Genomic DNA, 21487 nt, shown 5'->3' with positions numbered 1-21487 from the left:
ATGCCGACGTTGACATACGACAGGATAAGAATCCACGGCGGCTTTGGGTTAGCTATCCTGCGTGATTTTGAGCTGCATGTCCGGCCCAATAATCATGCGGAAGTGGAATTTAACGGGATCGTGGATGAGGATACAGGATTTACTGAAATCGAAAAGAAAATTACGGGTCATGAAGTTTCCATCGATGTTCTGGAGGATACCGGACAGACCTCTTCTTTGTTCCGGGGCCTGGCCCGGCAAGTCCTGGTAAATCGGGAAGGAGAAATCTACTACATAAAGGGAAGGATATCTTCCGGTACATATTTATTGGATATGGAGAAAAAGTCCCGTTCTTTCCAGGATATTTCCATGACCTATAAGGATGTGGTGAACAAGGTTCTGGAGGATACGCCTCATGCGGCGGCCATCTTTACGGTCGGTAAGGATGTAAAGATCGGAAAGCCCCTCATTCAGTATCTTGAGACGGACTGGGAGTTCATCAAACGGCTTGCCAGCCATTTTGGCAGCTACGTCATCCCGGAGGTGACAGACAGCAAGCCGCGGTTCTGGTTCGGAATGCGAAATGGCAGCGGACAAGCCGTCTTTTCGGAAACGGACTATGATTCCGTCACCTCCGATGCCTACTATACATTAGGCGGAGCGGAGGCGGGTCTTAAGCGCATGAATTATTTCTATTATGTGGTCCGGGACGGCCAAAACCACGTAGTGGGAGATAAGACCACCTTTAAACAGAAAAACCTTGTGATCTGTGAAAAGCATGCCTGCACGGAACAGGGGCATCTGGTCTTTTCCTATTATGTCGGCCGCGATACGATAGCCGGGACGAAAAAAGCCTATAACGAGAAAATAACCGGCATGTCCCTGCTGGGTACGGTATTGGAAACGCAGGGGCAAACCCTGAAAATCCACTTGGACATTGACAAACAGCAAAGCAAAGGGACTGCTTATCCGTACCTGTGGGCACCTGCCACCGGTAACCTGATGTATTGCATGCCACAGGTAGGAACAAGGGTGTCGCTGTATTTTGGGAGCCACGACGAGCACAGTGCAAAGGCAGTTAATTGTATCCGAACCAATGGTTCCGCCAGTTCCCTGATGGCAGACCCCAACAAGCGGTATTTTGCCACGGAGCACGGCAAACAGCTACAGCTTCTCCCAGACAGTTTAGGGTTATCCGGAGGCGGCAGCGAGCAGGCCCCCTTGCAGATGAGCCTGAGCGATAAGCTGGAGGTGCTTTTTCAGTCCCATAAGTCGTTCCTCATTCATGCCAGGGAGCAGATTGCCTTTGAGTCGGAAAAGCTGATCCGTGTTTCGGCGCCGCTGCAGGTAACGTTTGCCCAGGCTGGCGGAGGCCAGGCTGCGTTGAACATGAACAACCAGTATGATATAATAGGAGTGGCAACGAATTTATCCGGCTCCGTACATACCGGTTATCCGAATTATGACGATGAGCCGATAATAGAAGTAGTGGAAGAGGCCGCGGAAGAAAAAAAGTTTTCATGGGGCAAGCTGATTGGGAATGTATTAGGTGGGCTGGCTATGGTTGCCGTAGTGGCTGGCGCCATAGCACTCACAGTTGGTACCGGAGGCCTGGCAGGAGTAGCCATCATAGGGGCTATTGCAGTAGGAAGCTCTATGGTAATTGGGCAGGCTGTTTCGGACGTAATATCCGGTGAAGTATCGGATACGAGCGAATACCTGTTTAAGGGGTTTGTCGGAGCTGTAGCCGGTGCAACCAGTGCAGTAACCAGTGCGGTGCTCGTTCCCGAATTGATAGCCGGTTCCGCAATGCTGGGAGCCGGAGTCGCTGGAGCAGTAGAAACCATTGTGGAAAATGCGGTGTTTGGGCAAGACACAACAGCAGGAGAGCTTCTGCTGAATTTCGGAATAGCAGCGGTTTCCTTCGGTGTATTGGATAATGTGGTCCGCGGTGTTAAAAAACTCTTTGGTAAGGGCGCAAAAGAAGCGGCAGAGGCCGCTGCGAAGCAAGCTGACAATGTGCTGGAAGCAGGTGCAAAGCAGGCTGATGAAGTAGTAGAAGCTGCGGGTAAACAGGCAGATAATATAGTAGATGATGTCGCAGATTCGGCTCGTAGGGGTTCGGATAGTGCTATTGATACAGCGAGAAGTGCTCAGAAAGATATAATAAAAGCCATCGAGAATGGAGACATAGAATTAGTAACCACGAAACAAAAAGGTAACTATGGTGAAATGAAGATGGATGACTTTTTCGAAAGCCAAGGTTATCAAAGAATTAGTTCGGACAGGGTTATCGACTTAAATACCCCTACACATCAGGGAATAGATGGTGTATATTATAATCCTAACGGGCATCCACCATATGTTATTGGGGAAGCTAAGTATGGGACTTCTAAATTGTCAATACTTTCAGACGGTACACCTCAAATGAGTGATGATTGGATAACTGGTGGAAATAAGGTGTCACGCTTGGAACAAAGTGTAGGAATTGATCTAGCAGATGATATTTTACTAGAAGGATATGAAAAAATCTTAACTAAAATAGATACTAACGGAAATATCATTACATACGCAATTGACGCTAGTGGAAATATTATTAAGTAAAGGAGAAGTTGATTTGAGAGATAAAATAAAAAATAAACAGTATTTTGAAGAATATATCGCTCAGCAGGAAAATAGAATATTGAAATTTTCTGACAAATTACAAAAGGGAGAAGTAAGAGAAGATAGAATTTTTCCTGTCAAGAAAAAAATATATGATCTAAAGTTTAGTATTTTTGAAGCTAAATACTCTAAAGGAGAAGATTTAGAAATTCTTAAAGAAGAATTTTCAAAAATAGTATTCAATATGCCACAATATTGGAATCATGTATCAGGGTATACTGAAATACTTTGGATGCTTTCAATTGCTGTTATGTTTGAAATAGATAGAAAAGAGTGGGAAATTTTAACTGATTTAATTATTAAAAATAATATGGATGATTGGCTTTTAGGATATTTATTATCATCTCGAGAAAAAGATTGTCCATATTGCCATTGGAAATTTAAAATGGAAAACCCATATGGCTATCTTAAGAACATTATTAGTCATAGTAGGACTCAAGGAAACGATTTAAAAGATTATTTAGAAAACAAATGGTATATAGCACATAATGAAATGGCATGGTATGAAATTCACAATAATAATGAGAAATTATATAGTGGTTACTGGAGTTATGAAAGTGGTGCAGTAGCAAAAATTTTGAATATTGATGATAGTATGTTAAGAGATGTCAAATATTATCCATATGATTTGGTACATTATAAGATACATTAATTAGACTTTTCTATGTAGGATGAGCTATTTTCTTTCCTTAGGAATAGCTTCATTTTTAGTATAAAAGCACATGTAGGATACTTCATATTGATGATTATATATGAAGATAGTTGTTTGAGACTAGAGGAAACTGAGTATACAAAATAATATTTATCCAATTAAAGACTCAAGCACACTATAATTATTAAGCAGCACTAAATTTTACAAATGATTTGTACGAATAACAGATAGTTCTAATTATTTACTTTAGGAGGAGTTGAAAATGAAAAAAAGTCTGATTACTATATTGTTAACATGTCTGTTGGCCGCAACATTTGTTGTGCCTGCACAGGCGGCAGAATCAGTAAAATATGGTCGGTATCCCAACGCTGAATCAAAAATGTTTGTGACGGATGATGACTATTTTTATTACGTGATGTTTTCCTCTGAAAAAACACCATATAGTCTTGTGAAACAGGCGAAAGATGGTAGTGCGAAAACGGTAATACATACTACGGGTGACTATAAAATTCAAAATCTTAATCTTATGGACGGTTGGATTTATTTCAGCAAACAGGCAGATGTGTATCGGATTCGTACCGACGGCACAGACCTTGGCCGCCTGTACACAGCGCGAACAGCTGCCAGCAGCGACTATTCCGTCACCATCTGGGATATTCTGGCGGTGGACGATAAGCTCTATGTGCTATATAGCGATTCTACTGTAAAACCAGGGAACAAACTAATATCCATGAACCTTGACGGCAGCAGTCCTCAAGTTATATACGAGTCAAATTCCAGCTTGGGCGATGCGATGACAATCTACGATGGACAAATCTTCCTATTAACTCAAAATGCGCTTTCTGTTATGTGCTATGATATCAAGAAAAACGCCGTAAATACTTTTGTTTTGAAAAATGCCCGTATGAGAGCTGGCAACTATTATTTGCAGGTATCTTCCGAGGGGCGGTTGTACTTTTACTCTGCTCCGGCTGATTTTGGTGATACTTCATCAGCGGGTTATAGTTTCAACCCGGACGGCTCCGATGTGCGGCAGGCGGCTCCTTACAGCCGTTACATCATCGTGGAAGATACTGTGTTTTACTATAACCGTTCGGACGGACATATTTATCAGATACTCTTAAACAGCAGTGAGAAGCCCACCAAGGTTACCGACTCTAAAATAAGAGGATTCTTTACCTACCACAACGGCTATCTCTATACATACAGCTTCGTCCAAAACGGTGGCAAGGAAGAACAAGAGGTTAGAATCTATCAGGTCAAACCTTCCGCCTCGGCAGCCCAAGCCTCCGGAACATAAAGCTCAGCGGTCACCTCTTCCAAGGTTGTCGTCAACGATTTTGAAACGGAATTTGATACATATACAGTCAACAAAACCATTACTTCATTACTTGGAGGTAATTACATCTACCCGGTTAAAGCACTTATACCAAATATTTTGCAGGCCTGAGCTGGGTAATACAGGAACAAATGTGATAGGAAGGGAAGGTGATGGAGTATGATTTTTTTTAACAGAAGAAATAATGATATGAAAATACAACTGGAGAGCGTTCTTTTTATAGCTCAAGGCATTATTGGTAAATCGAAAACACCCGGCGATTTTTTGCATCCGATTTTTAAATATATTAATGCAATTGGCTCCTCGGTTCTACAGAAGCGATTAATGCAATTATTCACAGGGCAAGGAGTCACTCCTGTAGAAGAAATGCTTATTGATTTTGGTCGTACTATAAAAAGTGAAAATAATGAGTATTTCTATAATAGTGTAACTATTGAAGATAAAAAAATATCAATAAGTTTGAAAGACAATCTGGTAATCCCTGTTGCGTGGGAAAGGAACAGGTTCATAGATAATCTTACAGGAATAGGTGCTGATTGCGGAAATCCGTTTAAATTTCAAGAATTGAATTATAGATTAATTTTATTCTTACCTATTGGCGTTACAATCGTTTATAATGGCAATCATTCGATTTTAAGCGGCATTATTAAGCGAGAAGGCATAATTTATCCAACGGAGATGGTTAACTTAGCTCCATTGTATGAGAAAATTATATTTGATGGAACATACTACAGGAATATAGAAAATAACCAAGCTATCCAGAAAGTCAAGGACTTTGAATTGGGCGCCATTTATGAGATAGGCAGATTGTTAATAAAAAACGGTATAACATACCCGCATTAACTATGTCGGACTGAATGGGGTATATAATAATCAGGTCTTAACGGAGCAATATTCTCTGTTAAGACCTTTTTCCTATATGTTTAAGAAGAGACTGCATAGCGCTGGCATCAATAGACAGTTTACCTACCTACAGTTGTTGCGATATTCTGTAGGAGTACAATTCATATGCCGCTTGAAAAAAGTGGTCAGATGGCTCGCATCATAAAATCCCACGATTTCACACAACTCCTTGGAGGACATGTCCGTATATTCCAAGTAATGACAAAGCAAAGAGATCTTCAGCTTGTTACAGTAAGTCTTTACGGAACAGGCAAATTCTTTATGCGTCAGTCGCTCTAAATGTGTTCTACTGATATTCAACTGTTTGCTAATTTCCGCAACAGAAAGATTGTAGGCATTGGTCTGGTTCATGACATCAAGAAAAGCATCCTTAAACTGTACGGAGGTCTGTTCTTTAATCACCGCAATCGCAGTAAGAAGAATGGATTCTATATAGTGGATCGCTTTCAGCCGGTTAAAATCGGATAAATCTTTAAAAAAGTATTCTGAAAGCGCAAAGCGTTTGTGGTTTTGAATAGCCATCACTGAAAATTTTTTAGAAATACAGGCTTCAAATTGTTCAAATAATCCGGCATGATCCTGAAAAGGAATCAGATCAATACCTATCTGCGTATACCCCTCTTCTGTGTAAAGGCTATGTTCCAATCCCGGTGGACATATAACCAGATCTCCTGCGTTAACACTATGTTCTTTTCCATTCGCGTGAAAAGTCATCGAACCTTCAAGATACAAATTTACGTGGTAAAAGGGATGCTGGTGGGAAGTGATATAATAGCCGGGTCTTAATGAAAAATAATGCAGCTGCCGGTACATAGGCGATAATTCAATTAAGGAATAGTTTTTTCGGATTTTTCCCAGAGGTTCTCTCATTGCTATAAACCGCCTTTCCGCGAAAGGCACTGATGGGGGTATGAAACACGTTCTTGTAACCTCACAGTCTTTCGCTTGTTTTTCCCTGTTCTATTTATTCTGTCGGCCGCTGGCATGCTGCAGAACCCGGGGAGGTAAGTGTCAAACTTTTCCTCCCATTTCAAAATCTGATTACGATATGGTTCAATTATACAAAAATGTGTTTCATGTGTAAATGGCAATATGTCCATAGATTTGCTAAAATACAAAGTGAAAACGAACAAAACAACTAAATAAACGGGCGAAAAATAACGGTTTTTATTCCCTGCTCTTTTAACTTTCTGGCCTGAAAATTTTTAGTAGATGTGTTCGTTTTGTATAAATTTAAGCAAACAGAGGGACAGAAAATGATACAACAAATGAATCTATTAAAAGATTGGACAGACCGGCTGATTTACCTGCAGATGCCGGAATCCTCCGGCCGTCAGTTTCGTGGCGGAATCCTCTGCCCTGCCTGTATCAAAATTCACGGCAGAAGCATGGACGCCCTCTTCCCTTTCCTCTACATGGCAAAGGTAACAGGAGAGGAAAAGTACAAAAAGGCAGCGGACGAACTATTCTGGTGGTCAGAATATAACGTGACCCGTTCTGACGGAAGCATGGTGAACGATCCCAATAACGATTGGCGGGGCATCACCGTGTTCATGGTTACCCAGCTTGCGGAGAGCTTATTGTTTTTTGAAGATCTGCTGGGCGGAAAGACCCGGGCAGCGGCAAGAAAACGGCTTGAGGATTCTTCCTCCTATTTATGCAACATGATTGACGGCTTGAAAACAAATGTGAACTACTATTTCGGCTGTGGGTTGGCGCTTGAATTAGCCGGGGCCTATTTAAATAATGACGGTTTTCGGAAAAAGGGGAAGGAGCTTATCTACCGTTCCATCCGTTATATCGGCGATGACGGCCTGATCTTTGGCGAGGGAAAGCCGGCTGACTTTATTACAAGGAAGGGATGCCGCCCGGTTGATATCGGCTATAACGTGGAGGAATCCATTCCGTCTTTAGTACAGTACAGTCTTTCTACCGGCGATGAGTACATAAAAAAGATTGCGGTATCGGTGATGGAGGCCCACATGGATTTTTTTCTTCCCGATGGAGGCTGGGACAACAGTTTTGGAACGCGGAACTCAAAGTGGACCTACTGGGGGAGCAGGACATCGGACGGCTGCCAGTTAGCGTATGCCGCTTTGGGGAAAGAGAGACCCGAATTTATGGAGGTGGCTTACCGGAACATGATGCTGCTCAAAGCGTGTACCCGGGACGGGCTTCTGTATGGCGGTCCCATGTATGAAGAAGCCGGGGAAGAAGCGTGTGTTCACCACACCATTTGCCATGCAAAAATGCTGGCAATCTGTTCCGCAAAAGGCTATGACATAGAAATGCCGGTAAAATCTTATGATTTCATGAAAAAAGGCATACGGAAATATATCTGCGATCAGGTTGTGGTGGTAAAAAATCAGGATTGGTATGTAAGCTGCAGTGCCGTGGACTACCATTATGCTCCGGATTCCACGCCGGGAGGCGGTTCCATAGGGCTTCTCTGGAATCGGCAGTATGGTCCGGTCCTCGCGGCTACGATGACGCGATATTACCTGTTGGAGGATGCCAATATGCAGATTCCCAAAAGTATGCCGATTCATTGCCAGACGCCGGGAATCCAAAGGAGCGTCGGAGAACAGGCCGGTTTCAGTGTTTACGATGACAATGCGGAGCTTGAGACGATGGAAAGCGAGGGCTTTGAAAAAATTGTGGTAAATGGCCATCTTTCTTCCAGGGATTCCGATAATGCGTATGAGCGTTTTCAGTTTACCTATTCTGTTATGGAAACTTGCTGCCGCATTACGGGAAGAACAGCGGCTTCTCATGCCATACTGACGTTGCCGGTCATCAGCCGGAAAAGCGATGAAGTGGTGCGGATCGCCAATGAGGAAATTAAAATCCTTTCAGAAGGCAAGTGGCTAAGAATCCGGTGCCAAAAAGGCCGATTGAGGATTCGCGGAGAAGAAACCGGGAATTATCATAGGGAGTTTCACCCGGTGGGGGGTTTTACTTATCTGCCGGTTTATGCAGAACTCACGGAAGATGAGGAAATCGCTGTCGAATTGACGGCAGGGCAAAAATAATGGAAAAGAAATCTGTCTTAAACAGGTTCTTTATAAAATGACGAGGAGGAACTACGATGAAAAAATGGGTAAAACAGACACTGAAAAAGGCATTGGCGGGCACTGTTATGTGCTGTATGCTGGCGGGAATGACAGCCTGCAGCAATAATCAACAGGCTGCAGATGAGAATACAGCCGGTGAAGCAGACAATGGTGATGATAGCTCCGGTGGCAAGATAACGTTAAAATGGGCGTTATGGGATTGGGATAATGTCACCTATTACCAGCCGATTCTGGATGGCTTTATGGAAAAATATCCCGACATTAATATTGAATATATTAATTTTGGCTACAACGATTATCAAACGGCCCTCACCACACAGTTGGCCGGTGATAATTCCATCGACCTGATAACCATTGGTGATATTCCGGCCTATGCGAACCTTACAAAAATCGGGCATCTTGAAAATCTGAATGAACTTGTAAAACAAAACAATTATGATCTCGGTATTTATGATGGTCTGAACGAAGAACTATTGATTGACGATGGGTTGTATGCGCTTCCATTTAGAAGTGATTTCTGGGTTACTTACTATAATAAAGACCTGTTCGATGCCGCCGGGGTAGATTATCCGACGAACGATATGACCTTTGATGAATACATGGAACTGGCAGAGAAAATGACGAGCGGAACCGGAGCGGAGAAAATATATGGTACGCATTTTCATACCTGGCGCAGTACCGTTCAGCTTTTTGGAGTGCTGGATGGAGACCACAGTATCATTAATACAGACTATGATTTTTTAAAACCCTATTATGAAAGTGTCCTTGACGCACAGCAGAAGGAAATTGTGATGGATTACGGTTCCCTGAAAGCCAATAATACGCATTATTCCGGAATCTTCTACAACAATCAGCTTGCCATGGTGCATATGGGGACCTGGTGGGCGCCGACTATCATCGAAAAACTGAATACGGGAGAGGCGCAGTGCGAAAATTGGGGCATTGTAAAATTCCCTCATCCTGAAGGAGTGGAAGCAGGTACGACAATCGGCACGGTGACTTCACTGGGAATCAACTCCCAATCCAAAAATAAAGACGCGGCATGGAAGTTCATCTCCTTTATGGCTGGTATAGATGGGGCAAAAATCATTGCGGATTCCGGGTCGTTCCCGGCGGCAAAAAATGATGAGGTGATTGACATCATCAGTGGAAAAGAGGGCTTTCCACAGGATGAAAACAGTAAAGAAGCGCTTAATACAGTCCACTCCTATCTGGAAATGCCAATCAGTGATGTGACAGTGGAGGCGGAAGAGGTTCTTAATCAGGTGCATGATGACATCATGACCCGGAATACAGGAATTGATGAGGGGATCAAGCGCCTTGATGAAGAAATGCGTGCATTGCTGGAATAGGCAGCGTGTCGGGATACCCGACAGATTGATAGGTAAAATGAAAAAATGGGCAGCGGATGAATGAATTCCTTTCGTTCGTCCGCTTTCATAAAAAAACGGGAGGTCTTATGGTGAGTAACAAACAACTGAAAACAGGTTCCGCTAGAAAACGCAAAATCAGGGACCATCTGGTAGCGTATAGTTTTATAGCTCCTAATTTTATCGGATTTGCCGTATTCACTTTAGTACCCATGCTCTTTTCTTTTGTACTGTCCCTGATGGAATGGGATGGGGGCATGGTAAACCCCATGAAATTTACGGGAATCCAGAACTATCTCCGTTTATTCGCGGATAGTAAATTTCAGAACGCATACTGGAATACCTTGGTCTATACCCTCGGCTATGTGCCACTCACCTTGGTATTATCCTTACTTCTGGCAATCGTGCTGAATGCAAAGATACGGGGGCGTAATTTTTTCCGTACCCTGTCGTTTTTTCCGTATGTTGCTTCGATTGTAGCGGTAGCCTCTGTCTGGAATATGCTGTTTAATCCCAGCATGGGACCGGTGAATATGCTCTTGTCCGCGTTAGGCATAGAGAATCTTCCCAGATGGTCCGCGGATAAAAACTGGGCGATGATTACCGTGATTTTATTCAGCGTATGGAAAAGCATTGGGTATTATATGATTATCTTTCTGGCCGGATTGCAGGGGATTAACGCCGACTTATATGAAGCCGCCTCACTGGACGGAGCCGGCAAATGGAAGCAATTTCTGAATGTGACCCTTCCGCAATTAAAGCCCACAACCTTTTTTGTGGTCGTTATGCTGACAATTGGCAGTTTCAAGGTATATGACCAGATTTTCCTCATCACACAGGGAGGACCGGGTGACAGGACCATGGTGCTGGTGTACTATATCTACAACCAGGCATTTAAATATTCTGATTATGGTTACGCAAGTACGGTGTCCATTGTCCTCTTTTTGACGGTGCTCGCAGTAACCTTGATCCAGTTCCGGGGAGAGAAAAAATATGCCAACAGTTAGAATAAAAAAGGAGGATGGGAGGATGCCCAGAGCTGATATGAAGTTTATGAATAAGACGTTGTTATATGCCGGCCTGATGTTGATGAGCGCACTGATGCTGTTACCATTTCTCTGGATGGTATCCGCCTCACTGAAATTAAATAAAGATGTATTTACGTTTCCCGTTGTCTGGATTCCGGAGAATCCCCGATGGGAAAATTATCAGGATATCTGGACCAAAATACCCTTGCTGACGTTTGTCATGAATACGGTAAAAATTACGGTGATTGTCACTTTCCTGCAGGTATTCACCTCAAGCTTTGCAGCGTATGCGTTCGCAAAACTGCGCTTTATTGGCAGGGAAGTCATTTTCCTCGGCTATATTGCGACTATCGCATTGCCGTGGCAAGCCTACATGGTGCCTCAGTTTGTGCTGATGAGCAAATTACATCTGGTGAATACGCACATGTCAATTATTATGCTGCAGGCGTTTTCTGCCTTTGGCGTATTTCTGATGCGGCAGTTCTATGCCGGGATTCCGGACGAATTGTGTGAGGCATCCAGAGTTGACGGATTATCGGAATATGGAATCTGGGCAAAAGTAATGCTGCCGCTTTCAAAACCAGCGATATCGACCTTAATTATTTTTACTTTTGTAGGTACATGGAATGATTTCCTGGGTCCCTATATTTATTTAACGAAAACAGAACTTAAAACAATCCAGATAGGGCTGCGGTTATTTATCAGCCAGTATACGGCAGAGTATGGACTGATTATGGCAGGAAGCGTGATTACCCTGATTCCCGTGATTATCATTTTTCTTTCCCTGCAGAAATATTTTGTGCAGGGCGTGGCTGCTTCGGGGATCAAAGGATAAGTGGCAAAAGGAGAGCGAAATGTTATATATAAAATCAAACAAAAGCAGGGCGGTCATTGATTTATCCGGTATCTGGCAGTTTAAACTTGATGACGGTACCGGTTTTGAAAATAATTGGATGGCCAGGCCATTGGAATACGCGGACAATCTTTATGTGCCGGCCTCCTATAATGACCAGCAGGAAAAATTGGCATACAGGGACCATTGCGGCTGGGCATTCTACCAATGCACCTTTACCGTCCCGCAAATGCTGGTAAATAACCGGGTGGTTTTACGTTTTGGCGCGGTAACACATGAAGCCAGAGTGTATCTAAATGGTCTGCTGATCACGGAGCATAAGGGAGGATTCCTGCCGTTTGAAACGGAGATTACGAATCGGATAAATGATGGCGAAAACCTCCTTTGCGTAGCTGTCAGCAATCGGGTGAGTTATTCAACGCTTCCGGTTGGAAATGAGCATGGAACCGCATTCTTCGGTAGTGAATCAAAGGACCTTGAAAGTATCCGTATGCTAAAAATAAGAGACAGGAATTCACCGAATTTTGATTTTTTTAATTATGCGGGAATACACAGGCCAGTAAAAATTTATACAACCCCGAAATCTTATATTAAAGATATTGTACTCACTCCGGATATTGAAGGGGCGGATGGTGTTGTCAAATATACGATAGAATGCCAGGGTGAAGGACAAGTCAACGTGATCATCTTGGATGAAAATAAGCGGGTTGTCGCAGAATCGAAAGGGAAAACCGGGTGTTTAATCATAAAGGATGCTAAATTATGGGAGCCGGGAAATGCATATCTTTATCAGGCGATTGTAACTTTTGGTGATGATTGTTATGAACAGGAGTTTGGCGTCCGTACAGTAGAGGTAAAAGGGACGCAGTTCTTAATTAATAGAAAGCCATTCTATTTTAAGGGGTTCGGAAAACATGAAGACAGTGACTTTTATGGAAGGGGCATGAATCAGGCTTTAAATGTGAAAGATATTTCGCTGATGAAATGGCTTCATGCGAATTCCTTCCGGACGTCACATTATCCCTATTCTGAAGAAATGATGAATTTATGTGACCGGGAGGGAATTGTGGTCATTGATGAGGTACCCGCGGTCGGACTAAACTTTGGCTGGAATGATCCGGAAGGGGGATATGCGAAGTTTAAAACAACAGAACACCATAGGGAAGTCATTCAGGATTTAATAGAACGTGATAAAAACCATCCCTGTGTTGTTATGTGGTCTATTGCAAATGAGCCGGATACGGAGAAGCAGCCGCAGGAGGCCTACAATTATTTTAAACCGCTTTATGATTTGGCGCATCAATTGGATTCCCAAAACCGGCCGGTAACCCTGGTAGCCTGCCAAAATGATTACCTGCGGGATATTACCGCACCGGCTATGGATGTCATATGTGTCAACCGGTATTATGGCTGGTATGAATTATCCGGCGATTTGGAATTGGCCGGTGAAGCATTTAAAAATGAAATGGAATACTGGCAGAAGATAAAGAAGCCCTGGATGATTACTGAGTATGGGGCGGATACTATTTCGGGTTTGCATAGTGTCTTGCCCAACATGTGGAGCGAAGAATTCCAGACGGAATTCTATCGCGTCATGAACAGCATTCTTGACCAGTACGATTTTGTCGTAGGAGAGCAGCTGTGGAATTTTGCAGATTTTAATACGATTCAAGGCATGATGCGCGTAGGAGGAAATAAAAAAGGGATTTTTACCAGAGATAGAAAACCCAAATTAGCAGCCCATTATTTTAAAGACCGCTGGGAGAAATCACAACGTTAACAGAAGGGAGGTCTGAGAGAGTTCTTTAAGCAGCAACTGTTACTATCGTAAGCACAAGATACACTTACTTACTGGAAGAAAGGAGAGCTGTTTATGACGACTTTGAACCAAGTTTTACAAAATCCAAATATGACGGTTGAGGAATTGACAAACACCCTGAATGAGCGGTTTCAAGGCGATTATGATCGTTTAAAAGCCATTGCAGATTATGTAAAAACGGAAACAGAAACGCAATTCCTGACGATTATGGAAATGACCGACGGAAAGCTGGTGGAGAAAACCTATGAGATGACCAGTCGGGAAATGATTCTGATGTTTGCGGATAAAGCAATGGAGGGGAATCTTTTGCTGGTAGGTACAAATAATGCTTTTTGCTTTGTTGGCAACCCGCCAGCATGGTTCGCTTATCCAGAAGGAGTTAGTGATGTTGAATTTTTGTATGTACTGAATCGGATGGAAAGCTGGGTCATGCTCCTTCAGGCATATTTGCTAACGGAGGATGAAAAATATGCCTTAAAAGTGAAACAAGAACTTTTGGACTGGATTGAACAGAATCCACGTCCTGCATTAACTACCAATAATTTCTCTGGAGGCGAGGGTGTAGCAGCTCCCTGGCGATCACTGGAAGCAGGCATCCGCATGTTTAAAACATGGCCGTCTGTGCTTCAGTATTTAGCTGGTACCGGTCTATTAACTGCGGATATTGTAGAACCCTATACAATATCCGTTTATGAGCATCTGGAAGTGCTCTATGAAATCAGCCCCCAATATTATCCGAATGCAGACCATAACCATTACATAATGGAAAGTCTGGGACTTTATGCAGCTAGTGTGAATCTTCCGGAATTAAAGGATTCCCAGACGGTTAAGGAGTTTGCAAAGCTCCAGTTAGAGCGTTGCGCATCTATTCAAATTACAGATGCCGGCGGACACTTAGAGGGGTGCCCACATTACCATAATGAAACCATGTATTATTTTTATTTCGCCGAAATGACAGCCAAACGGGACGGGGATCAAATGTCTGCTGATTATCAGGCATTGTTAGACAAGGCGGTTTCTTATACCTTTCATACATTGCGTCCCAATGGGCGAAATGTGCCATGGGGCGATTCTGATGCCAGCGATTCCTTCCCTGTTCGGATGGGTGTGTATGCTTATGAGGCATATAACGATCCAACGTGCTTGGAGGGAATCAAGAGCCTGACCGGAGAAACCGCAGTAAAAAAATTGGCCTTGGAATATATCTGGGACATGACAGATCTGACCGGTTTTATGGATTATCTGGGAAAACCGGCTGAGGCTGCAATCAGCCTTCCTACGTCCAGTTTTCAAAAAGATGAAGGAACCAGGGATTTGAAGCAAATCTGTTTCCGAACCGATTGGACCACCCAAGCTTATAGTGTCTTTTTTGCCTGCCGGGTACCGATTTATGACACACATCAGCATATAGACCCTATGGGATTTGACTTTATGGCATTAGGGAAGCCGCTGATCGTAGATCCGGGACGTTTTACCTATAATGGAAACGAACAGGAAGTCACTCCGGTAAACGGCGAAAAAATCAGCGGCAATTTCCGGAAAATCTTTAAACAGGCGTCCTCCCATAACACGCTGACCGTTGATAACAAAGATCCATTTACTTATAAGGATTCCTGGACTTATAGTTATCCGTCGGAAGAGGCATATATCGGTTGGATTAATGATCTGTGTGATGGGCAGGTGTTGGCTGCAGATGCAGAGCAGCATAACTTCTTACCGGTTATCCATAAACGGCTGATTGCATTCGTAGACAATCTCTATTTGCTGATCGTGGATAAAGTCGAACATTTGGAGACGGATTCCAAGGTCCAGATTTATTATAACAGAGATACAGAGCGTGAAAATTTGAAGATTACGAATGGAGAGATTACCGACAGCAGCGACGATGTCCGGGTTGCCTTCGGCGCCACCGGAAATCTGGAATCGGAGCTTACAGACGGTTATGTATCCGATGCAATGGATGTTTTAAGAGAATCGGTCATCGTAAAATATCAGGATACGGAAACTTCTGAAAATCGCTATTTTGGTACAGTTATCGTTCCTTATCAAGCAACAGAAGCAGCTCCGGTGATAAGTGATGTCGAGGTTCAATCTAACGGCACGGTAACTTATCAAAAGGCTGGCGAAGACGTGGAAGGCGAAGAAATCAGAATCTCTTTCTCAGTAAATAATGAAAGCTATCAATTCTCATGGATAACAGGAAAGGAGCTCACAAGGATATGATAACGCCCGCTTTAACATGGTATACCATTGATCAGCTAAAAGATATTGAACCGGAGAATCCCTATCATAAAGAAACACAACCCAAAGAACTCCGCAAATTTGGTGTGGAAAATTTACATGTGCTGGCGCGTTCCACATTTACGGTGGACCAGACCCCATCGGAGTATACACTTTATCTATCCGCTGACGATTATTACAAACTTTATATAAACGGCAATTTCATTACACAAGGTCCCGCTCCAGCGTATCCTGAAAAATATTACTACAATAAAATCGATATTACACCCTATCTTTTGGAGGGGGACAACGTAATTGCAGTTCATCTTTACTATTTTGGGGCGGTAAATCGTGTGTTTAATAGTGCGGATGGAAGGTTTGGCGTGGCAGCCGAAATTGTAAACGAACAGACTTTGACCAGTACTTCATTAGCCTGGAAACACATGATTTCAAATGCGTATAGTGGAGAAACTGTGGGCTACACCGTTCAGTATTTGGAGGATTTTGACAGCCGTAAATGGGATGAGGAATGGAATCAGTTGGCGTTTGATGATTCCACGTGGGAAGAAATGAGTTTGGCTCAGTGGGCGGATTATCAGCTGATCGAGCAACCTACCCAGACCTTAGCTATAAAAGAACAGCCGGTGGAACTCATCAGCGAAATCAGCCAAGGGCATTGGAAAGTTGATGTTGGACAGGAAGTGACAGGAAGCCTTGTTTTACGAGCAAAGGGAGCATCCGGCCAGAAAATTGAAATCCGCTGTGCGGAAGATTTAGATGAAAATGGAGATGTTCATTATGACTGGCCCCAAAAAATAAAATACCAGGAATTTTGGACGCTCGCGGATGGGGAATGCCGGCTGGAGGCATATGAGTATAAAGGATTCCGTTATGCAGAGCTGATTGTCGATGAGGGCGTTGAACTGCTTGAAGTTAAGTTGCTTTTGCGCCATTATCCTATGGATGAAGCGTTATGTACGTTAACGAGCAGTGTACCAAATCTTGATGCTGTGTTTCAGTTATGCAAAAATGGGGTAAGGCTGGGAACTCAGGAGGGGTATATTGATTGTCCAACAAGAGAAAAGGGGCAGTATCTGGGTGATTCGATGATCACTTCCCGTTCTCAGGTATGGCTTACGGGAAAAACCGATATGCTGAGAAAATGTGTCGATCAGTTTGCCCAAACACGTACTATTTCCGAGGGCTTAATGTCCGTATCACCAGGAAGTTATATGCAGGAAATCGCAGACTTTTCACTTCTCTGGTCGCAATTACTGATGACGGATTATTCCTTTACCGGAGATAAAGAATTTTTGAGAACGTATTATCCGACTGCCAAAGGCATAGTAACCTATTTCAAAACATTTGAAAGGCAGGATTTTCTTTTGGAAGATGTTTATGAGAAATGGAATCTCGTAGACTGGCCGCAGGAGTTCCGGGATGATTATGATTTTGATTTGGGAGGGGCGGATGTCATGAATGATCCGGTAGGTAAGGGATGCCATAATGTCATCAATGCACTTTACCTTGGTGCATATAAGGTATTGAACCAGATAGAAACGATTCTTGACCTTCCTTTGACACCGGGCTGGGATACGCTATATCAATCCTTCTTGAAGGTATTTTATAATGAGCAAACAAAATTGTTTATAGATGCGGAAGGAAGTAATCACAGTGCGCTTCATTCCAATATGTATCCCTTGTACTTTGATTTTGCTCCGGCAGAAGCGAAAGAAACCATGACGAATCTGCTGATTGAACGGGGATTTAACTGTGGCGTAATGACTACCTATTTTATCATGAAGGATCTGGCAAGAGCAGGAAGAAAAGATGTGGTTTATCAGCTCCTGATCAGTGAAGAGGAAAATAGTTGGATGAACATGATTAAAAACGGCGCGACTACCTGTTCTGAAGTGTGGGAAAAAACAAAAAAATGGAATTTCAGCTTCTGTCATCCCTGGGCCAGTGCTCCGATTTCTATCATAATAGAAGAAATCGCAGGCATTACCTTAAACCCAGATACTTCCGATGGTTTTGTATTTCAGCCGGCAGTTCCTGATGAAGTAGATATATTTAGCTTGACGGTTCCATTGGGGGAGAAAAGGATCGTGGTTTATAAGGACGAAGATGGGAAAGTTAGCATTAAATACGAGACAATAAGATAAGATCATTAATACAGAACCGCCCGGTCACTGTTGTAAAAAATATAGATTCATGCAAAAAAGACGCTTCTTCACATATATTGATTTATATAAATCATTGTTTATATAAATCAATTGGAGAAAATGAAATGGCAGATTATATTAACGGGAATCCTATGGAAGATGGTTCAAGTGAATTACCCTTGGAGGATTTTATAGAGCTTCCCACAACAGTATCCTTTCACATCATGTACACGGAACAGGTTAGAATATTTATTCAGGAAAACCCTTATGTTCGTTTGGGGACCATCTTATCCTACTCTTTTGCAATCCTATATGTATCAGAACTTTATTTTACAGATGTCGTTCGAAGGTTAGGTGAAAGCCTGGTGGATGTTCATCCCGTTGGTTATACTCTTTTAGACAAGAGTGTTTTAGAAGCAACCGGCGCCTTACGCCTCCATCGGCTTCCTGATCTTAACTTAAGCGGACGGGGCGTTCTTCTGGGATTTGTAGATACAGGTATTGATTATACCCTTCCGGAGTTTCAATATGCGGCTGGAAGTTCTAAAATTGCATATATATGGGATCAAACCATAAGGGGAAATTTTCTTCCTAATATGAGGTTTGGGTCGGTATTTACCCAGGAGGATATTAACATAGCCTTACAATCAGAAAATCCACACGAAATAGTACCTCATCAGGACACGGTAGGCCATGGCACTTTTCTGGCATCCGTAGCAGCTGCCAGGGAAGGTAATACTTTTTCAGGGGTTGCACCGAATTCAGAAATTATTGCCGTTAAACTTAAGAGAGCCAGTCGCTATAGTCTAAGCACAACTTGTACTCCGAAAGAAAATATGGACTATGTTTTTGACGCAACGGATGTTATGCTGGGAATACAATTCATCATAGACAGGGCTTATGAATTGCATCGTCCTGTTGCGATTTGCATAGCCTTAGGCACCAATTTTGGAGGCCATGATGGCTATACGTTGCCGGAAGCATACATGTCATTCGTTTCCAGTATGACGGGTGTGGTTATTTGCACCGCGGCAGGAAACGAAAGTAATGCCCGCCATCATACTGACGGGACGCTGTTGAATACAGGAGACACCCAAATAATGGAGGTCAATGTTAGAGACAGGGTAAGTTGTTTTTCAACCTATATTTGGAGTGAGCCCTGGGATAAAATTTCTGTTTCAATCAAGTCTCCTGCAGGCGAAACCGTGCGCAATATTCCTTATACACGGGGCACACTTTTTTCGCAAACTCTCATTTTTGAAAAATCATTGGTTCGAGTATCCTATTTCCAATCTGGAAGTCGCGTAGCTATTGTTACCGTCATAGATCCTACCCCCGGAATCTGGCAAATTACACTGCATGGAGATACGATACTAAATGGCAAGTATCATGCATGGCTGCCTATTACAGGCATGATCAGTCCGGAGGTGGATTTTAATATTTCGACTCCTCAATATACCATTGTTGTGCCTGCCACTGCCATTGGCACAATTACTTGCGGTGCGTATAATTCCGCTTCCAACAGCCTCTACATTGCTTCTTCCTGGGGGCCTACCAGACTGCCTATGATGTCTCCTGACTTTGTGGCTCCAGGCGTTAATGTGCAGGGTATTTATCCCCATGGTGTTGGGACCATGAGCGGAACCAGCGTTTCTGCTTCTATTACGGCAGCATTAAGCGCAATCCTTTTACAGTGGGGTGTTGTGGAAGGAAATGAGCCTAACATGAACGGGGCGCGGGTCCGCACACTCTTGGTTACAGGCTCCGAACGGGATAGAAATATGGAATACCCCAACGTATATTGGGGTTATGGTATAGTGAACGTATTTAATGCTCTTGACTCTTTACGGAATAGATAGAAAGTTAAGCCGACTTCCATCTGCGTTCAGATGCTCGAACACCAGAAAGACGGCCAGAAGCATCAATTGTTATCTTCTGAATTTGAAGATGAGGCGGAAGCGGGGCAAATCCAGTATTGGTCCGAAAGGCTAAGGCCAAAGTTCTTATCCAGCAGGTTTTGCGTGGAAGACAACTTCAATTCCTGTAGAGCATCTCGAATACCCTGGCGGCTTGCGGGAATGGCGCGGTCCGTTATCAGCGCTGTTCTTTTACCTCTCCAAGCAGCCAATCAAGAACATTTCTCTTTTGAATGCCGTCATAGTCGGCTGTTCCGAAAGCCTCATCCAGCGTCAACAGATATTTGGGATAGTTGTCGGCAATTTTCCTGAATGGGGCCAGCTCTCGTTTCAACGTTTCTTCCTCAAGGGTTGTTGCCGACACCTGATAATAGGCTACGCCATCCGTCCCGATAGCCACAAAGTCTACTTCACCGCCGTCGTCTAATTGGCCGACATAGACCTCATAGCCTCGTCTCAGCAGTTCCAGATATACGATGTTTTCAAGAATATGGCCCACATCGCTGTCCTTTCCACGGACCAGGGTATTCCGAATCGCAACGTCGGCGGCATAATATTTATTTTGCTGTGTCAGAAATTGTTTACCCTTGATGTTGTAGCGGCCGGCTTCGTATAGCATCAGGCTGTCGGTCAAGCCCCGAATATATCGATCTACCGTCTTCTGGTCGATGCTTTTTCCCTGAGATTTCAATGTAGCGGCGATCTTAGTTGCCGAAACACGGTTCCCAATATTATGGAGTAAGAATTTTGTAACGTTCTCCAACATATTCACATCGGATACGCGCAGCCGTGCTACAACATCCTTTAGCAAAACAGTGTTGTAGATATCTCTTAAGTATTCCCGCGCTTCCTTTTGGTCATAGCCATACCGCAGGACATACGGGAAGGAACTTAATTCAATATAGAGATTGAATTTCTCGTTTTTCGTCAAGCTTTGCTTTTGCTCGTCCAAACCGGAACAAAATTCCTTGAATGAAAGAGGCAGCATTTTTAACTCCACATACCTGCCGGAAAGCTGGGTAGCAAGCTCACCTGACATGAAATAGGCGTTCGAGCCGGTAATATATACGTCGCAGTTTTCTTTTAGAAACAAGCTGTCCACAGCTTTTTCAAACTGTTCAACATGCTGTATTTCGTCCAGAAAGATGTAGTTCATACGGTCGGGCAGCAGAAGCTGCTTGACATAATCGTACAGAAGACGGTAATTTGAAAGTTCTTCATACTCAACATCTTCAAAGTTAAGCATGATGATCTGGCGGTCATCCATTCCGTTTTCCAGCAGATAATCATGATAGATGGCAAATAGCGTGGATTTTCCGCATCTGCGTACACCGGATACTACCTTAATGATTTGTTTATCCTTATGCCGTACCAGCCAATCCAGATAATCACTGCGTTTGATCCTTTGCATGTTCTTCACCTCCAAGATTTACTATGTGAATTATACTCCGATTTCATCAAAAAGTCAACAAAACTTAGGAATGAACAAATTCAAAAGGTAAACT

14 protein-coding genes are annotated in these 21487 nt (G+C 43.2%); 12 read left to right on the top strand and 2 right to left on the bottom strand.

The window, feature by feature from the left end; all coding sequences use genetic code 11:
• The 4 genes from DS742_RS07380 (at nt 1) to DS742_RS07365 (ending at nt 5477) form a co-directional block, all read left to right on the top strand.
• Complete coding sequence (locus DS742_RS07380; RefSeq protein ID WP_117416350.1) at nt 1-2583, top strand: contractile injection system protein, VgrG/Pvc8 family; 2583 nt, start codon at nt 1-3, stop codon at nt 2581-2583.
• Nucleotides 2584-2596: 13 nt separating this feature from the next.
• Nucleotides 2597-3295 carry a PoNe immunity protein domain-containing protein gene (locus DS742_RS07375; RefSeq protein WP_147325732.1) on the top strand — a complete coding sequence of 233 codons (699 nt, stop codon included), beginning with the start codon at nt 2597-2599 and terminating at the stop codon, nt 3293-3295.
• Between the two features lie 262 nt (nt 3296-3557).
• Nucleotides 3558-4595, top strand: coding sequence for a DUF5050 domain-containing protein (locus DS742_RS07370; RefSeq protein WP_117416348.1), 1038 nt, complete (start codon nt 3558-3560; stop codon nt 4593-4595).
• A 198-nt stretch (nt 4596-4793) separates the two neighbouring features.
• Entirely contained in the window at nt 4794-5477 is a 684-nt protein-coding gene (locus tag DS742_RS07365) for a DUF6710 family protein (protein WP_117416347.1), read from the top strand.
• A gap of 123 nt (nt 5478-5600) precedes the next feature.
• On the opposite strand, the gene DS742_RS07360 is transcribed toward DS742_RS07365, so the two are convergent.
• Complete coding sequence (locus tag DS742_RS07360; protein ID WP_117416346.1) at nt 5601-6407, bottom strand: helix-turn-helix domain-containing protein; 807 nt, start codon at nt 6405-6407, stop codon at nt 5601-5603.
• A gap of 386 nt (nt 6408-6793) precedes the next feature.
• On the opposite strand from DS742_RS07360, the gene DS742_RS07355 reads away from it, so the two are divergent.
• The 8 genes from DS742_RS07355 to DS742_RS07320 all read left to right on the top strand — a co-directional run bounded on the left by DS742_RS07355 (nt 6794) and on the right by DS742_RS07320 (nt 19925).
• On the top strand, nt 6794-8569 hold the full coding sequence (locus DS742_RS07355) for an ulvan lysase-like protein (protein ID WP_117416345.1): 1776 nt from the start codon (nt 6794-6796) through the stop codon (nt 8567-8569).
• Nucleotides 8570-8625: 56 nt separating this feature from the next.
• Nucleotides 8626-9963, top strand: coding sequence for an ABC transporter substrate-binding protein (locus DS742_RS07350; protein ID WP_117416344.1), 1338 nt, complete (start codon nt 8626-8628; stop codon nt 9961-9963).
• Between the two features lie 107 nt (nt 9964-10070).
• Complete coding sequence (locus DS742_RS07345; RefSeq protein WP_117416343.1) at nt 10071-10988, top strand: carbohydrate ABC transporter permease; 918 nt, start codon at nt 10071-10073, stop codon at nt 10986-10988.
• 22 nt (nt 10989-11010) lie between these two features.
• The gene (locus DS742_RS07340; protein ID WP_117416342.1) at nt 11011-11844 is read left to right on the top strand and encodes a carbohydrate ABC transporter permease; all 834 of its coding nucleotides are present in this window, start codon (nt 11011-11013) and stop codon (nt 11842-11844) included.
• A gap of 19 nt (nt 11845-11863) precedes the next feature.
• On the top strand, nt 11864-13642 hold the full coding sequence (gene uidA, locus DS742_RS07335) for a beta-glucuronidase (RefSeq protein ID WP_117416341.1): 1779 nt from the start codon (nt 11864-11866) through the stop codon (nt 13640-13642).
• A 93-nt stretch (nt 13643-13735) separates the two neighbouring features.
• Nucleotides 13736-15904, top strand: coding sequence for a heparinase II/III family protein (locus DS742_RS07330; protein ID WP_117416340.1), 2169 nt, complete (start codon nt 13736-13738; stop codon nt 15902-15904).
• The gene (locus DS742_RS07325) at nt 15901-18066 is read left to right on the top strand and encodes a family 78 glycoside hydrolase catalytic domain (RefSeq protein WP_117416339.1); all 2166 of its coding nucleotides are present in this window, start codon (nt 15901-15903) and stop codon (nt 18064-18066) included. The genes DS742_RS07330 and DS742_RS07325 overlap by 4 nt, the downstream gene beginning before the upstream one ends.
• A gap of 125 nt (nt 18067-18191) precedes the next feature.
• Nucleotides 18192-19925 carry a S8 family peptidase gene (locus DS742_RS07320; protein ID WP_117416338.1) on the top strand — a complete coding sequence of 578 codons (1734 nt, stop codon included), beginning with the start codon at nt 18192-18194 and terminating at the stop codon, nt 19923-19925.
• A gap of 235 nt (nt 19926-20160) precedes the next feature.
• Here DS742_RS07320 and DS742_RS07310 read toward each other — a convergent pair whose 3' ends face one another.
• Nucleotides 20161-21393 carry an ATP-binding protein gene (locus DS742_RS07310; RefSeq protein WP_117416337.1) on the bottom strand — a complete coding sequence of 411 codons (1233 nt, stop codon included), beginning with the start codon at nt 21391-21393 and terminating at the stop codon, nt 20161-20163.
• Nucleotides 21394-21487 lie beyond the last annotated feature (94 nt).

The organism is Lacrimispora amygdalina (genome assembly GCF_003432035.1).
GTDB lineage: Bacteria > Bacillota > Clostridia > Lachnospirales > Lachnospiraceae > Lacrimispora > Lacrimispora amygdalina.
This window is presented reverse-complemented; position numbering and strand designations above follow the sequence as displayed.

Excerpts from the sequence above, each read along its gene's own strand:
- DS742_RS07380 (WP_117416350.1), top strand. The coding sequence starts at position 1 with ATGCCGACGTTGACATACGACAGGATAAGAATCCACGGCGGCTTTGGG.
- DS742_RS07370 (WP_117416348.1), top strand. The coding sequence starts at position 3,558 with ATGAAAAAAAGTCTGATTACTATATTGTTAACATGTCTGTTGGCCGCA.
- DS742_RS07365 (WP_117416347.1), top strand. The coding sequence starts at position 4,794 with ATGATTTTTTTTAACAGAAGAAATAATGATATGAAAATACAACTGGAG.
- DS742_RS07360 (WP_117416346.1), bottom strand. The coding sequence starts at position 6,407 with ATGAGAGAACCTCTGGGAAAAATCCGAAAAAACTATTCCTTAATTGAA.
- DS742_RS07355 (WP_117416345.1), top strand. The coding sequence starts at position 6,794 with ATGATACAACAAATGAATCTATTAAAAGATTGGACAGACCGGCTGATT.
- DS742_RS07350 (WP_117416344.1), top strand. The coding sequence starts at position 8,626 with ATGAAAAAATGGGTAAAACAGACACTGAAAAAGGCATTGGCGGGCACT.
- DS742_RS07345 (WP_117416343.1), top strand. The coding sequence starts at position 10,071 with ATGGTGAGTAACAAACAACTGAAAACAGGTTCCGCTAGAAAACGCAAA.
- DS742_RS07340 (WP_117416342.1), top strand. The coding sequence starts at position 11,011 with ATGCCCAGAGCTGATATGAAGTTTATGAATAAGACGTTGTTATATGCC.
- uidA (WP_117416341.1), top strand. The coding sequence starts at position 11,864 with ATGTTATATATAAAATCAAACAAAAGCAGGGCGGTCATTGATTTATCC.
- DS742_RS07330 (WP_117416340.1), top strand. The coding sequence starts at position 13,736 with ATGACGACTTTGAACCAAGTTTTACAAAATCCAAATATGACGGTTGAG.
- DS742_RS07325 (WP_117416339.1), top strand. The coding sequence starts at position 15,901 with ATGATAACGCCCGCTTTAACATGGTATACCATTGATCAGCTAAAAGAT.
- DS742_RS07320 (WP_117416338.1), top strand. The coding sequence starts at position 18,192 with ATGGCAGATTATATTAACGGGAATCCTATGGAAGATGGTTCAAGTGAA.
- DS742_RS07310 (WP_117416337.1), bottom strand. The coding sequence starts at position 21,393 with ATGCAAAGGATCAAACGCAGTGATTATCTGGATTGGCTGGTACGGCAT.